Source organism: Barnesiella sp. ET7, assembly GCF_024733785.1.
Taxonomy (GTDB): Bacteria; Bacteroidota; Bacteroidia; order Bacteroidales; family Barnesiellaceae; genus Barnesiella; species Barnesiella merdigallinarum.
Genome location: NZ_JANRHM010000014.1, coordinates 1 through 15,471, shown reverse-complemented (window position 1 = coordinate 15,471; position 15,471 = coordinate 1). Strand labels below are relative to the sequence as shown.

General features: G+C 50.1%; 16 protein-coding genes. 12 read left to right on the top strand and 4 right to left on the bottom strand.

The genetic code is table 11. The features are described from left to right. Nucleotides 1–7 precede the first annotated feature (7 nt). The 4 genes from NW211_RS09765 to NW211_RS09750 all read right to left on the bottom strand — a co-directional run bounded on the left by NW211_RS09765 (nucleotide 8) and on the right by NW211_RS09750 (nucleotide 3,903). Nucleotides 8–718: a GIN domain-containing protein gene (locus NW211_RS09765; protein WP_158096877.1), complete on the bottom strand. Its 711-nt coding sequence runs from the start codon at nucleotides 716–718 to the stop codon at nucleotides 8–10. A gap of 2 nt (nucleotides 719–720) precedes the next feature. Beyond that, nucleotides 721–1,725: a tRNA dihydrouridine synthase DusB gene (gene dusB / locus NW211_RS09760; RefSeq protein WP_258327709.1), complete on the bottom strand. Its 1,005-nt coding sequence runs from the start codon at nucleotides 1,723–1,725 to the stop codon at nucleotides 721–723. Between the two features lie 80 nt (nucleotides 1,726–1,805). Beyond that, nucleotides 1,806–3,029: a pitrilysin family protein gene (locus NW211_RS09755; protein ID WP_258327708.1), complete on the bottom strand. Its 1,224-nt coding sequence runs from the start codon at nucleotides 3,027–3,029 to the stop codon at nucleotides 1,806–1,808. Nucleotides 3,030–3,195: 166 nt separating this feature from the next. Next, on the bottom strand, nucleotides 3,196–3,903 hold the full coding sequence (locus NW211_RS09750) for a hypothetical protein (RefSeq protein WP_258327707.1): 708 nt from the start codon (nucleotides 3,901–3,903) through the stop codon (nucleotides 3,196–3,198). Between the two features lie 275 nt (nucleotides 3,904–4,178). Here NW211_RS09750 and NW211_RS09745 point away from each other — a divergent pair, with 275 nt between their 5' ends. The 12 genes from NW211_RS09745 (at nucleotide 4,179) to NW211_RS09690 (ending at nucleotide 15,383) form a co-directional block, all read left to right on the top strand. Beyond that, nucleotides 4,179–4,724 carry a TIGR00730 family Rossman fold protein gene (locus NW211_RS09745; protein ID WP_258327706.1) on the top strand — a complete coding sequence of 182 codons (546 nt, stop codon included), beginning with the start codon at nucleotides 4,179–4,181 and terminating at the stop codon, nucleotides 4,722–4,724. 20 nt (nucleotides 4,725–4,744) lie between these two features. Beyond that, the gene (locus NW211_RS09740) at nucleotides 4,745–5,305 is read left to right on the top strand and encodes a cob(I)yrinic acid a,c-diamide adenosyltransferase (protein ID WP_258327705.1); all 561 of its coding nucleotides are present in this window, start codon (nucleotides 4,745–4,747) and stop codon (nucleotides 5,303–5,305) included. A 70-nt stretch (nucleotides 5,306–5,375) separates the two neighbouring features. Continuing rightward, a complete protein-coding gene (locus NW211_RS09735) occupies nucleotides 5,376–5,597 on the top strand; it encodes a DUF2795 domain-containing protein (RefSeq protein WP_008863178.1) in 222 nt (73 codons plus the stop codon). 231 nt (nucleotides 5,598–5,828) lie between these two features. Continuing rightward, nucleotides 5,829–7,184 carry a site-specific integrase gene (locus tag NW211_RS09730; RefSeq protein ID WP_258327704.1) on the top strand — a complete coding sequence of 452 codons (1,356 nt, stop codon included), beginning with the start codon at nucleotides 5,829–5,831 and terminating at the stop codon, nucleotides 7,182–7,184. A 23-nt stretch (nucleotides 7,185–7,207) separates the two neighbouring features. Continuing rightward, nucleotides 7,208–7,891 (top strand): hypothetical protein, encoded by a 684-nt coding sequence (locus NW211_RS09725; protein ID WP_258327703.1) that lies wholly within the window; start codon nucleotides 7,208–7,210, stop codon nucleotides 7,889–7,891. Nucleotides 7,892–8,231: 340 nt separating this feature from the next. After that, nucleotides 8,232–8,561, top strand: a complete 330-nt coding sequence (locus NW211_RS09720) for a helix-turn-helix domain-containing protein (protein WP_258327702.1) — start codon at nucleotides 8,232–8,234, stop codon at nucleotides 8,559–8,561. Next, complete coding sequence (locus NW211_RS09715; protein ID WP_258327701.1) at nucleotides 8,554–10,038, top strand: YfjI family protein; 1,485 nt, start codon at nucleotides 8,554–8,556, stop codon at nucleotides 10,036–10,038. Before NW211_RS09720 ends, NW211_RS09715 begins: the two co-directional genes overlap by 8 nt. Then, a complete protein-coding gene (locus tag NW211_RS09710) occupies nucleotides 10,031–11,059 on the top strand; it encodes a DUF6371 domain-containing protein (protein WP_258327700.1) in 1,029 nt (342 codons plus the stop codon). Before NW211_RS09715 ends, NW211_RS09710 begins: the two co-directional genes overlap by 8 nt. A gap of 150 nt (nucleotides 11,060–11,209) precedes the next feature. After that, nucleotides 11,210–12,757, top strand: coding sequence for a MobV family relaxase (gene mobV / locus NW211_RS09705; RefSeq protein ID WP_258327699.1), 1,548 nt, complete (start codon nucleotides 11,210–11,212; stop codon nucleotides 12,755–12,757). Between the two features lie 91 nt (nucleotides 12,758–12,848). After that, on the top strand, nucleotides 12,849–13,646 hold the full coding sequence (locus NW211_RS09700) for a restriction endonuclease subunit S (protein WP_258327698.1): 798 nt from the start codon (nucleotides 12,849–12,851) through the stop codon (nucleotides 13,644–13,646). Continuing rightward, the gene (gene xerA / locus NW211_RS09695) at nucleotides 13,600–14,592 is read left to right on the top strand and encodes a site-specific tyrosine recombinase/integron integrase (RefSeq protein ID WP_258327697.1); all 993 of its coding nucleotides are present in this window, start codon (nucleotides 13,600–13,602) and stop codon (nucleotides 14,590–14,592) included. Before NW211_RS09700 ends, xerA begins: the two co-directional genes overlap by 47 nt. Before the next feature lie 59 nt (nucleotides 14,593–14,651). Beyond that, complete coding sequence (locus NW211_RS09690) at nucleotides 14,652–15,383, top strand: restriction endonuclease subunit S (RefSeq protein WP_309249705.1); 732 nt, start codon at nucleotides 14,652–14,654, stop codon at nucleotides 15,381–15,383. The last annotated feature ends 88 nt before the right edge of the window (nucleotides 15,384–15,471 follow it).

Here is a 15,471-nt window from a genome sequence, read left to right as displayed (position 1 = left end):
AAGGAAATTAAAGCCCCTCGAGCGAGCGGACCGAGAGTTCGCCCAGCGAGTTCTTCTTGATTTCGGGGGTTCCCCGGTAATAGACCTCGCCGTTGCCCGTAGCCCAGGCTGTCAGTTTCTTCTGGGCATGACACCCGATTACACCGTTGCCCGTAATGCGGCAACTCACGTCGCGAGCCACCAGACCGTCGGCCTCGATTTGTCCCGTGCCGGTTACCGAGAGCTCGGCCTCCCGGCATTTACCGGCCAGCACCACCTTGCCGCTGCCGGTCAGCACCGATGCCTTCACAATACCGTAATCGATGTGACGCCCGGCAATCAAGCCATTGCCTATCACCTTGGCCTGGAAGGCTGCCCCCGAAACGGGCGATGTAATCTGCACCGAACCTATGCCGTTGTTCTCGACATACTCCAGCGCCGTAGAGTAGACGATAATCGAGCCCTGCATCTGCTCCTTGTCTCGCGGGCCCTTGTATTTGATGGTGAGCTGCCCCTTCTTCGAGACACACTCGATATTCTCTATATCGTCGGTAGCCGCCATGACCACAATCACCCCGGCCGAGTCGGCATTCTGCCGGTACGACACGTCGAAGTTGTTGTACACCTTCATCTTGTAGAAATCGTCGACCGCGAGTTGTTTCACCGAGGTCTCTACCGTCTGAGCCTGCATCCCCACAACCGAGAGGAGGCAAACGGCCCACATCCCTATCTTCTTCATACTCATTTCTCGTTTATAACTTGGTTGGGTAATATCTCATATTCTATCTTGTCGAGGATAGCCGTGAGCGCCTCTACGGTATCGGCCTGCAACATGGCGATACGGGTCTCCCTGAAGTTGGGGATTCCCTTGAACAGAGGCGTGGCGGCCAGATGCCGACGGATGTGCAGGATGCCCCGATGCTCGTCGAGCCCGGCCACACTCTCGAGCATCTGCCGGCGCAGGGCCGACATCTTCTCGTGAATCGTGAGCGGCGGCAGCTCCTCGCCGGTGAGCAGATAGTGCTTCATCTCCTTGAAAATCCAGGGGCAACCGAAGCTGGCCCGCCCCACCATCACGGCATCGACCCCGTAGCGGTCGAACTTCTCCTTGGCTATCTGCGGAGTGGTCACATCGCCATTCCCGATGATGGGAATGTGCATGCGGGGGTTGTTCTTCACCTCGCCGATGAGCGTCCAGTCGGCCTCGCCGGTATACATCTGACTGCGGGTGCGCCCGTGTATGGTGAGGGCGGCGATACCGCAGTCCTGCAACTGCTCGGCCAGCTCGACAATAATGCGCGACTCCTGGTCCCACCCCAGACGGGTCTTCACCGTGACGGGTATCTTCACGGCATCGACTACGGCCCGGGTAATCTTCAGCATCAGCGGTACATCCCGCAACATGCCGGCCCCGGCACCCTTGCCGGCCACCTTCTTCACCGGGCAGCCGAAGTTGATGTCGAGCACGTCGGGGTGAGCCTCCTCGCACATGCGGGCGGCCTCGACCATCGCATCGACAAAGCGGCCGTAAATCTGGATGGCCACCGGGCGCTCCTCGTCGTGTATGTTCAGTTTGCGGGTAGTGCTGTTGATATTGCGCACCAGCGCATCGCTCGACACAAACTCCGTATAGACCATATCGGCCCCGAACTCCTTGCACATGAGGCGGAACGACTCGTCCGTCACATCTTCCATCGGGGCCAGAAACAGCGGATACCGGCCAAAATCGAGATTACCTATTTTCATGTCTGCATCTGATTGACAAGACGAATATACAAAAAACTATCTGCCTCGTCGCTATATAGTTATAAAAATTAACAATTATTCTATTCGTAAATTAACATAGACAACCTTTCTTCGGCCAGCAGCTCATTGGCCACGGCCATCAAGTCGTCGGCCGTAATCTGCTCGACCCGTCGGGCAACCTCCTCCAGCGAGTCGAACCGGCCGTAGCGCAGGAAACTCTTGCCCAGAGCCAGGGCCACATTCTCCGAGTTGTCGGTCGATACCTCGAGCTGCCCGATGAACTGCCGCTTGGCCGAGGCCAGCTTCGAAGCCGAAAGCCGCTGTTCGCGCAACCGCTTCAACTCGCGACGCACCAGGTCGATGCAACGGCGGGTATCGTGATGGTCGGTACCGAAATAGATAGTAAACAGGCCGGTATCGGTATACGAGGTCACCGACGACTCTACCGTATAGACATAGCCCCGCTTCTCGCGCAAGCTCACATTCAGCAGGCTGTTCATGCCGGGGCCGCCCAGCAGATTGTTCAACAGCAGCAGGGCGCGGCGGCGCGGGTCGTGCAGGTCGTAGGCCCGGGCCCCGATGATGACGTGCGACTGGTGCGTATCCCGGTTGATGGTGCGCGTGAAAGCCGGCACCGGGTGGGGCAACTGGCGATTCATCGGTGCCGTGGGACGGGTGAGCCCGCCCAGATAGCGCTCGGCCAGAGCCTTCACCCGGGCAAAGGGGGTAGCCCCCATCGAGAAGAACACCATGTTGCCGGGGGTATAATGGTCGGTGAGGAACTGCCGGGCCACCGCCGACGTCATGCGGTTGAGCGACTCGGCCGAACCAAGAATGTTGCGACCCAGCGCACACCCCTCGAAGAGCAGCGACTCAAACTCGTCGTATATCAGCTCGGTAGGGGTATCGAGGTAGAGATCGATTTCATCGGCCACCACCTCTCGCTCCTTGTTCAACTCCCGCTCGGGGAACTGCGAGTTGGCCACCAGGTCGCCCAGCAGCTCCATGGCCCGGGGCAGATGCACGCCCGGGAAAATCGAGTAGACCACCGTCTCCTCCTTGGCCGTGTAGGCATTCAGCTCGCCCCCCACCACCTCCATGCGGTTGAGGATATGCGACGCACGCCGGTGGGTCGTACCCTTGAACAACGTATGCTCCACGAAATGGGCCAACCCGTTGTAGGCCTCCTCCTCGTCGCGGGTACCGGCATTGACCGTAAAGCCGCAATACGAAACGGCCGACTGCGTGGGCCGGTGTATGATCCGCAGGCCGTTGGACAAGGTGCAAATCTGATATTCTTCCATAAATAAACCGTCCTCTGTTAGGAGCTGCAAAAATACGACATTCCCGCCCGTTCCACAAAAAACGGCGATATTATTCTGCCCCTATACAGGTGAACCCTCTTTCCGTATTCTTTTTTGAATAAGAAAGACAAGAAACTGTTCGTAGGAAGGGATTTATCATCGACCTTCAAAAGTGATGAAACGCATAACCGATTGACAGGAAGATGCTCTGGCTCAACTCTCTCTTGGGCACATAGAACTTCTGCCCGTTGTCCAGCATAATATTCCTCCGCCCGGAATAATAGTCGAGATTCGAGACAGAATACCCGCCCCTGAATATAAAACGACCAATGGCAAAATTGATCGAGGCCCGGGCATTCCAGTAGAACCACTGGAGCCCCTTATTGGGAAATGTGCGGTAATCTACGGTCTGGCTGACGGCTCCCGAAAACTGCTTGATTTCATAGGTCAAAGAGTTTCGGAACGGACACGCCAGACTGAGCCCCGGCTCGGCCTGAACCCAAAGACGACAGTCGTTATCCGCACTCGCCCAGATAGCAGGAGATTTAATGACCAACGACGGCTTCAATATCAGCCATCCGATGTTTCGCTCATTGTCGGCAAGCTCGGCTTCATGCCCGTCAATCACAGTCTGACGGCTCGGTTGATTGTATTGGCTGGTCAATTCCAGTCCAAGTGACACGCCCAGATACTTATGGAAAAGCCAGCTGACGGAAGGCTCCAATTGCCAGGCCGGTTCATTATTCAGGTACAGCCCCCCGTACAAATCGGCCGTAAAAGCCGAAGCCTCGTCTTGCGCATACACCCCTGCAGGTCCACAGCACCATACGGAAACAAATAAAAGCGTCAAATACCGGCTCAATCTCATAACCATTATATCCAACTCGTTCTGGAATCATCTGTGGCAAATATATGCAAATCCTGGATTTTCCCCACACCTTATAGCGCAATTTATAATCTCGCCTCTTACTCTCGTTCATAGAACAAGAGGCCATATATCGAAAATTTCATTTTCTATTTGTCTCGATAGCCACCTTTCACTATCTTTGGATAAGATAGGATGCAGTTCGGCATAGTCAAATTTGAAAACATGGTTTTCATTTGCCTCTGCGCTCACCTTTCACTATCTTTGAAAAAACAAACGACACTATGCAAAGCATTACCGTATTTTGCTCGGCCTCCGATGCCATCGCCCCCGACTACAAGCACGAGGCCGAGGTGCTGGGCCAATGGATAGGGACCCACGGCTACCGGCTGGTCTACGGCGGGGCCAATGGCGGACTCATGGAGATTGTGGCCCGGTGCGCCCGCAACAACGGCAGCCCCGTGCTGGGCATCATCACCAGCCACATCGCCCACCTGGGACGGTCGAGCCAGCAACCTACCGAGCTCATCACCACCGACGACATGGGCGACCGCAAGCGGCGCCTCATCGAGCAGGGCGACATCATCGTGGCTCTGCCCGGCGGCATCGGCACCATCGACGAACTCTTCGATGCCATCACCACCAAGATGCTCGGTCACCACGACAAGCCCATCGTCATCTGCAACACACAGGGCATATTCGAACCCCTCGTGCAACAGCTCGACCTGCTGCGCCGGCAAGGCTTCCTGCGATACGACCGCCCCGACCTCTACCAGGTCGTGCCCGACGCCCGCGTCTGCTGCGAACTACTGGAGCAACAAAACCGTTAATAACCCAAACTGACAGCGATATGAAAAAAAGCAACCTCTACACCCTCACCGGCGACAAAGGAACCACCTCGCTGGTGGGCGGACTGCGCATCTCGAAAAACGACCCGCGGCTCGAAGCCTACGGCACCATCGACGAACTCAACGCCCACATCGGCCTGCTGCGCCAGATGGGCAACGACCCCGACGACGACGCCCTGCTCCTCTTCATACAGAACAAACTCTTTGTCGTAGGCTCCTACCTGGCCACCGATACCTCGTTCACCCAACTGCGCGATGCCAGCCGGCTGCACCCCGCCGACATCGAACGTATCGAAAACCGCATCGACACCCTCGATGCCACCGTTCCGCCGCTCCACGCCTTCCTACTGCCCGGCGGAACAGCCGCCGCCGCTCAAGCCCACGTGTGCCGCACCGTATGCCGCCGGGCCGAACGCCGCATCTGCCAGGTTGCCCAAGAGGTTCTGGTCGACGAAAACATCATGAAATTTGTCAATCGCCTCTCCGACTACTTCTTCGTTTTAGCGCGATTTAACAATTATGTCAAAAAACAGGACGAAATTTTCTGGGATAAAGATTGCTAATGAAAATAAATGAGCTATTTTTGCGAACATTTTATAGAAAGACATATCAACAAGTTAAAAATTTAACACTATGTACTGGACATTGGAATTAGCATCGAAACTCGAAGACGCACCTTGGCCTGCAACAAAAGAGGAGTTGATCGACTACGCTATGCGTTCCGGGGCACCTCTTGAAGTTATCGAAAACTTGCAGGAGATGGAAGACGAAGGGGAGACCTATGAATGTATCGAAGATATTTGGCCCGACTACCCCAGCAAAGAAGACTTCTTCTTCAACGAGGAAGAATATTAGTGCAATTTTAAGCACAGAAACAACTATTAAATCCCTGTCAATCAATGAGATTGGCGGGGATTTAATTTGTTTGAACAACAGTGCCTGACCGCCTCAAATGGTGCGGTTTATTTGGACAAAATACGTTTTTCGGGAGGAAAAATCGGGATTTGTTTGGACAAAATTCATTACCTTTACAGAGGTTTGTGAGTATTGCCGCAAGCTGTATTTCCAATTCAAATATCCTCCACTATGGGAAGACCTAAACGACTATATCCATTGGGACGCTACCGCCTGCATGTCAGGGGTGAGATTGATCCTGCCAAACAGTATCTTGTCCAGCTTGAATACACCTGGAACCGGCAGGTGATACGCAAGGGTATGAATATTTTTGTCCGGTTGGGAGACTGGAACGAGAAAGCCAACAAGGGACGTGGCGGAGTCAGGGCGAGCTATGGCCCGGAAGCCAACCGTATCAACAGTCTGTTGCTTGCCAGGGTAGATAAGATTGACAGCCTTTTGGCCGAGTTTCAGCAGAAACATCCAAACCAGATTACGGAGCAGGTAATATCAGATCTTTTGGCCGACAAACCGCTCACACGGGAGGACAAAGGAAAGGATTTTATCGAGTTTGTTCAGGAAAGGCTTGAATCCGATTATTCGAGAAACCGAATCGGACGTAGCCGCTATGAGAACGGCAAGAGCGGCATGAATATTTTCCGTATCTTTCTCCGTGCAACAAAGAACGGTACCTATAAGCCGGACAGTATCTATTTAGGTGAAATATCGGTTGAACTGATTGACGAATACACCAGGTGGCGCCGCGAGATAAAACAGAATAGCGATGCAACAATCAACCATGCTTTGACTCCGATTCTGAAGGCGTGTGCCTATGCTTCCGAAATGAAGATGATAGACCATGCCGTCAATGCGAGGATTCAGGATATGCGTATCGCCTCAAAGATATCTCTTTCGGACGAAGACAACGAGTTTGATGGCAAGTACCTTTCAAAGGAACAGATATCCGCGTTACTGGAATATTACCATGCCTGCACCGAACCGCGCCGTAAGGAGTTTTTGGAAATGTTCTTCTTTGCCTTCCATGCCTGCGGACTCCGTGTGGTGGATGTAATGACCCTGCAATGGAAGCATATCGATTTTACCCGAAAGGAGTTGCGGAAGATCATGATCAAGACGAACAAGCGTCATGTAATTCCTCTTACAGAACCTGCCTTGAATATTCTTCACTGGTGGCAGGAGAAGCGTGCCGGATGCCGGTATGTGTTCAACCTGGTGAAGGAGGATTTGGATCTCGACGATGCGGAGGCGCTGTACAAGGCCCGCAACAATGCCACAAAATGCATCAATCAGTCGCTGGCTGTAGTCGGCGAACAGGTCGGACTTCCGTTCAGTCTGTCAATGCATTGTGCCCGGCATTCGTTCGCGGTTTTCGCCTTGAATAAAGGGTTGTCCATGTCCGTTGTGAGCAGACTGCTCGGACACAGCAGTACGGATGTAACCGAAAAGGTCTATGCCAAATTCCTGCCGGAAACGCTATCGGCAGAGGTGGCCAAGCTCAACGGAGAATTGACAAGCCTGACTATATAATCACCATGAAAAGATAAAGAAATATGATATCACTACCATTCCGAGTTGCATGCATCCTAATTGCCGGATTCTTTATTGTACTGGTTGTAACCTACAAATACAAACTAAATAGCCGTAAAGTATTCTGGGGTGTAGGGCTCACCACCATTATAAGCGTCCTTATCCTCCTTGGTTTGGGAATACTCCGTCCATCTAGGGGAACAGAAACCGGTAAGGCTGTTATTGTAGGAGTCTGTACTGCCATAGGATGTGCAATTACGCTGATATACGCAGCCGAGGACTTATATCAGAAGAAGCGGGCTAAGGGAAAAAACATTGCGGCAGTTGGGACTGAGCCTGCACAAGGAGTTCCAGATTCTGAACACAACAAAGTGACTTTACCCTCTCGCCTTGATACGGAATTGGCACGAAAGGTCTTTGCCAAAGCCATTGAGGAAGGATATATGGAGGAGGTCGGTTCCCATTACAGTTGGAAAGGCACAAAGGCTCTTCTTGCCTATATGTGTGGCCGAATATATTGCGGCGATTTTCCTGAATATTCCAAATACGAACAGAAGACTTTCTGGGAATTCGGCAACGGGCTCTTCCCCGATGCCGAGCTTAACGCTCTGTTTGAACAGACCGGTATCGGACAGTCCCGGCAGAACCGAAGGGATATGCCCGTCCCTACCAATGCCGGAGAAATCGACAAGTTATTTCAGGATTGACAAAAAACGAGGGGCATGACCTTCGGGCATGGCAAGTCTTGCATCCGGCTTGTCTTGTATTTCGTGCTGTCCAATCTGGCAATCTTCGATTTTTTTGATTTTTATTTTCCTCTCGTTATCGCTTGTAATCAGTCGGTTACACACCACGTTATGGCAGAATCATAACTTTCCATAACACCCGTCATAACATCGGATAATATATTGTAACTCACGAAGTTGCAACTCCTTTATACATTCGTGCCGTGACTTTGGCGCGATGTGCACAATCGCACCATGTCGCATAACCGGGCTGAAGGTCTGAGTGTGCATCAGGACGGTTCGGCCATAATCTGAGATATATATGGCAAAGAACACGAATGTAGAGAAGCTATGCGACCGGGAACTGCTTGAAAAGATCCTCAGCATAGTGGAGAGACAGGAGAAACTGCCGCCTCCGACACAGGAAGGCGGGCACTGTCTCTATGACAACAAGTCCTTGATGGAGAAACTGCACATCAAGGAGAAGTATCTGAAAAAGCTGTGCGACAACGGCTATCTCGGCTACTCGCGCGAAGGCGACAAATACTGGTACACGCAGGCGGATGTCGACCGCTTCCTGCGCCGTTTCCACTACGAGGCGTTTGCCTCCGGCATCATGCCGTCCAATCAGGAAGGAGGTTCCCATGTATGACCGGCTGCAACTGACCAATATGCTCCGCTCGGAGGTGGAGCGTATTCCCGAAACGGGCCTGCCGCTGGAGGTCTTTCCGGCGAGGATTCAGGAACTGATTCTGAATTTGGCCCGTTACGAGAACTTCAATGTAGAATATACGGCCTCGATCCTGCTGTCGGCGGTGGCCACGGCCATCGGGAACTCCTGCCGTATCCGAATAAAGGGAGAATGGAAGACCAGCCCCTCCATCTACATGATGCTGGTCGGCAGGCCGGGGCTCGGCAAGACACCGCCGCTGGGTTTCCTTTACAAACCGATCCGTGAGCACGACGACCGGATGTACGAGAAGTACAACGAGGAGTGGAACGCCTATGAAAAGGCGCTTGCCTCGTCCGGAACCCGACGCGGCGGTGAGGCGGAGGAGTGTACGCTGCTTCGGAAGCCGCAGCTGGTAACGACCGTCATCTCGGACTTCACGCCCGAGGCGATGATGAGCACCCACCAGCACAACCCGCGCGGCATTGCGCTGGTGGTCGATGAGATTCGGGCGCTGTTCAACTCCGTGAAACGGTACAACAACCGGAACAACCTCATCGAAGACCTGCTGACGGCCTACAGCGGCCAGCCGTTGAAGGTGATCCGCAAGTCGGAAGCCCGGCCCATCCTTATCAGGAATCCGTGCATCAACATCATCGGTTCGGTGCAGACCAATCTGCTGCCGGAGATCTTCCGGGCCGAATACATGGCAAACGGACTGCTCGACCGCTTTCTGTTCGTCTATCCGAAAGACCGGAGGATTTCGGGCTGGAAGCGTGACGACGGCGCCATTACCCGGCCGGATATGGTCGGACAGTGGCGGGAGGTGCTGGACAGGATCGTGAGCCTCCCGTATCCGGCGGGTGCTGTGCTGAATATGGCCGACGACGCGGAGGAGTATTTCTACAACTGGTACAACGGCATCATCGAGGAGGTGAACGCCATCGAAGACGATGCGGAGGTGGAGAGCCGCAAGATGAAACTCAACGGCAATGCCGCCCGGCTCTCGCTGGTGTTCCAGGTGTTGAAATGGGCGACGGACGGAGACGGTATGCAATGCGTAGACCTCGAATCCGTACAGGCGGCCATTCGGATGATCGGCTATTATGAGGAGACCTATCGGAGGATTCAGGAGCTGATTGTCGCAAGCAATATCGGCGAGTCCAAAGAGGCGTGGCTGTCGCTGCTGGGCAATACCTTCACGGCCGGCGATGCGATCGTCGCGGGCAAGCGGGTCGAGCTGTCGAGGCGCTCGGTCTATTATGCGCTGAAACAGTTGTGCAGCCAGCCGAATCCCCTCCTGGAGAAGATCGACCACGGGACGTATCGCAAACTCTGTCCGAGCAAACCGGCTGCACCTTGCACTATTGCACTTTCGGACGGCGAAACGGGCGGGGCCGGGGGTCAAAGTGCAAAAGTGCAGTGTGCAAACGATGAAAATCCGCGCGGCCATGAGTGAGTACAGATTCCATCTCCAGAAATACCGTTACGGGAGCAAGATCAGTTGTCCCAACTGCGGTAAAAGCCGCTGCTTCGTCCGCTATGTCGATGAAGAAGGCATCATCCGGTTTCCGGACACGGTGGGCAAATGCGACCATGAAAACTCCTGCGGGTATCATTATACGCCGCGGGAGTATTTCCGGGACAATCCCGATGTGCAGTCTCAACCGGACGGCGGCAGAGCCGATCGTCGCATCTTGCCAAGTGTTGCCGAGTGTGAAACGCCCCATCCCGTTCCCTCTTTTATCTCAGCCGATGTGGTCGGGCGGAGCCTGTCGCACTATGAGATCAATCCCTTGTATCGCTACCTCTGCCAGACATTCGGCGAGGAAGAGACCCTGCGTCTGTTCCAGTTGTACCGCATCGGCACCTCGTCCAAATGGGGCGGCGCGACCATCTTCTGGCAGACGGACCGGCAGGGACAGGTACGGACCGGGAAAATCATGCAGTACGATCCCGCTACCGGGCATCGGATAAAGGAGCCACGGGCGTATGTCAGTTGGGTCCATTCGGAGTTGCGTCTGCCGGACTTCCATCTCCGGCAATGTCTCTTCGGCGAATACCTGTTGAACCGCTCCACCTCGGCACCGGTGATGCTGGTCGAGAGCGAGAAGACCGCCGTTGTCATGTGCCACTTCATGCCGGATTACATCTGGCTGGCAACGGGCGGGAAGAATGGCTGCTTCAACCAGGAGGCAATGTGCGTTCTTCGGGACAGGGAGGTAACTCTCATTCCCGATCTGGGGGCGACGGAGCGATGGCGGGAGAAATCCGCCCTGCTGGCCGACATCTGCAAACGGGCGGTTGTATCCGATATGCTGGAACGCCTGGCCACTGCCGAACAGCGCAGCCGTGGTCTGGACATAGCGGACTTCTTTCTGACCGTCCCAACACAACGCCAGCTGCTCCAGCAGATGATACAACGTAATCCAGCATTGCAGTTGCTCATTGATGAACTGGATCTGGAACTTATTGAATAGTAAAGGAACTTGTTCCGAGGATTTATAGAAAGTCCTTAACACAATAAGGACTTTTTGCCTGACGGCAATAAAATCCGGTCATTGTCCCGCAGAGCGGACTGGCACAAGAGCAAGCTCAAATATTAATCATTTATCAAAAGAATACCATATATGAATACAGATATTAAACAGGCCATGCATGTTGAAGCCGGGAAGTCATTCGGCACAGCAGAGGCGAATGAAAACGAAAGACATTGGAATGACGACAAGATTGACAGAAAGAATCAAGATCCGACCAATCACTATGACAAGACCCGAATGAAACTGAATTTCGAGATTGGGCCCGATGGGAAAGTTCATCCGTTGGGATATCAAGAGAAATCGCTTGAGGTCCGTTTGAAGGAACGGTTGACTGAGCTGGGCTGGAAACCTTTCAAGCCGGACAGCAAAATTCAACCAAACTGTTGTGCGAAATTTATCTTCGGAGGCAATCATGACCGTACACTTGAGATGGCATTTGGAACCCAAACCGTAAATCTGGACAAGGGTGCAGATAACAGCCATCTCCAGCGATGTCCGGAAATCGAACAGTGGGCAAAAGATGTCTATGACTGGTGCGCCAAACGGTACGGACAGAAAAATATCATCGGCTTCCAGGTTCATCTTGATGAGAGCAGCCCGCATATCCATGCCTTGATCGTTCCTGTAGGCCAACGAGCCAAAAGCGGACGCGAATGCGTCATGTGGTCGGCTAAGTTCGGTAAGAGCCGTTATGAGTATGGCCATATTCTTCGGGAAATGCATACTTCACTTTATGAAGAGGTAGGTAGTAAGTACGGACTGGAACGTGGTGATAGTATTGAAGGCCGGAACGTTAGCCATCTTAGTAAACGCGATTATATCCGAAAACAGTCCAAAGATGCGAAACAAGCAGAGAAAGCAGTCAAGGGACTGCAGACAATGATACGAAAACTTGAACGGGAAATGCTTGCCGACAGGAATCGGCTTAAAGAAATAGATGAAGCACTCGCATCCGGCAAGATAACTCTTGACAGGTATGAAGAGCAGAAGGCGGACATACAGAAACTCATTACCGAGTATCAGGAAAAACTTGAAGACAAATCCAATAAACTCCATGCAAAGGAACATGAATTGGAACAATTGACAAAGGATGCGGCGAAAGCCCGTTCTGTTATACAGCCATTTCGCAACCACAAGGTTGATTTCACGCCACCGCAAATTACAGAGAAAGTACCATTGTTCGGTACGGACAAATGGATTGAGCGTCAGAATCGGTCTATCTCCAAGCAGTTCACCGAGATTGTCCGCAAGATAGAATCTCTATACAGAAATGATGCAGCCCGACAGGTCGAAGCCGCCCAACGCAATGTCCTGGCAGATTACGGAGAACTGTATCAGTTGAGACGGGAGAATAAAATTCTTTCAGACACAAACGAAAATATGGAGTCAGAGCTGAATACATTGCTCGGCCAGCTGGCTATACCTTCAGTTCGCAATATGATTTTTGCAGTAGCTGATGCGCTCATTAGTGGGCAACCGATACCAGTTTCTTCCGGAGGCGGTGGTGGTAATTCCGACTCAGACCTTCGTTGGGATGGACGCAGGCCGGATGAAGAGGAAGAGGCATATAAACGGAGGTGCCTGATGCACGCAGTGCAAGTTGCCCGTAATTCTCAAAGAAAAACTATACGCAGGTAACTCCAAAATAAATCATTAGGATAGCTGCAAATTCTTGTGGTTGTCCTAATGATTAAGTTAATACAAACCGATAAATCAGAATTTAGAGGCGATGGCGAAGCAACTTTACGATTACTGGTTTGTTCAGTTTGACTTTCCTGATGAAAATGGAAAACCATATAAGTCAAGTGGCGGTAGGATGGTTTGGAACGAGAAGTTGAAACGTGAGATACCAGAGAACTGGCATTCTGATAACGTATGTTTGATTGCTGATATTTTAAGTGGTGGAACACCTAGTAAACGGATTAATGAATATTGGAATTACGGACATATTCCTTTCTTTGGTCCAACTGATTACAATGGCTCAATGTTCCAATTACAAACAGCAGATAAGATTACAGAAAGCGGGTTGCAACACTGTTCCTCTTCTTTATTTGAAGAGAACACTATTATCATAACTGCAAGAGGATCTATAGGTAAATTAGTTATAGTAGGAACTCCAATGGCAATGAACCAGTCTTGCTACGCACTTAAATCAAAAAACAAAGAGTATGAATACTTATATTTCTTGACTATTCAATTAATTGAAAGTCTTAAAGCAAAAGGAAGCGGGTCTGTTTTCAAGTCAATTATTGCTTCTGATATAGAAAATACAATGTTGTGTGTCGCAAATAAGGAAATTATCTCTTTATTCTGTGATAAAGCTAGTCCAATAATGAAGCAGATAAAGAAAAACACGCAGGAAATAATGCATCTTACTAAGCAGCGTGACGACCTATTACCGCTTTTAATGAATGGTCAAGTATCGGTAAATTCTGATTTAGCAGTCCTTTATATTATATATGGACTAAAATATCAGAATTATGAAAGAGAACATCATTCAGGCGATAGTTGCGAAAATGCAGCGTAACTTGGATTGCCGACAAATGGTACAGCTTAAAGCGGTACTTGCATCAGAACTGCATAATGTGGAAATAATCGAAAAGAAAGAATGTGCCAAACAACAAGCACAAGAAAATGAGCATCTTCTAAACTCTTTTATATCAGCAAAGAAGATAGAAGGATGCTCTGACAAAACATTGGCATACTATCGTAATACCATTGAACGATTGCTGCATGCACTGTCTGTAGCAATTTGTCATATAACTACGGCAGATATTCGTACCTATCTGTCCAATTATCAAGAAGAGCATTTGTCCAGTAAAGTAACTATTGACAATATGCGGCGTATCTTTTCAAGTTTCTTTGCATGGTTGGAGGATGAAGACTATATTGCAAAGAGTCCTGTAAGGCGGATTCATAAAGTAAAAACAGACTCTCTTGTAAAAGAGGTACTTTCTGATGAACAGTTGGAACAACTTCGGGACAGTTGTACCAACAAAAGAGATTTAGCTATTATAGACATCCTATCATCCACAGGTATCCGTGTAGGTGAATTGGTGAAACTGAACCGTGAAGATATAGATTTTCATGAGCGGCAATGCGTAGTATTTGGAAAAGGCAACAAGGAACGTATCGTTTATTTCAATGCCAGGACAAAATTACACCTACAACAATATCTTAATGAGCGTACAGATAATACACCGGCACTATTTGTTTCACTGCATTCGCCTCATACACGTCTTACTATCAGCGGTGTGGAAATGCGTGTCAGAAAGTTAGGGCAATCTCTTTCTATGCCAAAGGTACATCCTCATAAATTTCGCCGAACCCTTGCGACAATGGCTATTGACAAAGGTATGCCTATTGAACAAGTTCAACGCTTATTGGGCCATGTGCGTATTGATACGACTCTGCACTATGCCATTGTAAACCAAAACAATGTAAAGTTGGGTCATAAGAAATACTTAGGATAGGTAATCGTGTCGGATTCTATCTGAAAATGCGTAAATTTGCATCCTAATTTGGGATGTAAATGAAGATAAAAGATATTATAGATCAATTTATAGCTGGTGATTGGGGCGAGGGAACTTGCTCTAATGAGATGCCTTGTGCGGTAACTTGTGTGCGGGGAGCTGATATTATTCCTATATCCGAATATAATTTTTCTGCAATCCCAATCCGTTATATCAGCCGACAATCATATTCAAAAAAATGCCTTCATGTTGGCGATATTATAATTGAAAAGTCCGGAGGCAGTCCAACTCAATCTACTGGACGTGTGTCTTTTGTATCACAGGAATTACTTGATAGTGTCGGACCTGTTGTTTGTTCTAATTTTTGTACCGCTTTTAGAGTAAAGAAAGGTTGGAATCCACTATATGTCTATTATTATTTCCAATTCATCTATAATCTCGGATTGTTTTTTAATTTCGAGGGTAAAACATCTGGTCTAAAAAACCTTCAATTGGATGCAGCTTTTGCTGCTATACCAATTGATGATGTTAGCGAAAGTACTCAAAACAAAATTGTTGCTGTTTTACAAGATTTAGAGAAGAAAATAACCATCAATCGTCGGATAAATCAGAATTTAGAAGCGATGGCGAAGCAACTTTATGATTACTGGTTTGTGCAATTTGATTTTCCAAATGAAGAAGGCAAACCATATAAATCAAGTGGTGAGGTAATGGTATATAATGAACGGTTGGGAAGAGAAATCCCGCAAGGGTGGTCAACAATGCCGATATCTGAAATTTTAGATAAGTAGGGACTGTCGTAAAAAGAATAAAACTTTATAATGAATTGATTACCAATGTAATATAAAATTTGTATCTTAGCTAAAGATAAAAAGAATA